The 234-nt window shown below is 38.9% G+C and carries 1 protein-coding gene; it reads left to right on the top strand.

The window, feature by feature from the left end; translation table 11 throughout:
• Positions 1-234: hypothetical protein (locus SB679_RS26355; protein WP_410705389.1), on the top strand; the 234-nt coding region annotated here is incomplete at both ends.

Below are 234 nucleotides of genomic sequence, written 5' to 3'. Positions count from 1 at the left end.
GTAATTATGTGACTCAAGGTTTCTTACAAGACATCCAGTCTAAAACCCCGGAACAAATTGTTCGTGATTACGGAACACACGTTACAGTAGATATTTACACAGGTGCTAAAATAGATATGATCTTTCAGGCTCAAATAACCAATCCTGATCGTGAACGTGCTGCCAGAGCAGGGGTAATGACAGTTATTAACACTTTGAACTCAAATGTATCAAATGATACAGATCTACAGGAGG

Origin of the sequence: Chryseobacterium sp. SIMBA_029 (genome assembly GCF_046535275.1) — a bacterium.
Classification (GTDB): Bacteria; Bacteroidota; Bacteroidia; order Flavobacteriales; family Weeksellaceae; genus Chryseobacterium.
This window is presented reverse-complemented; position numbering and strand designations above follow the sequence as displayed.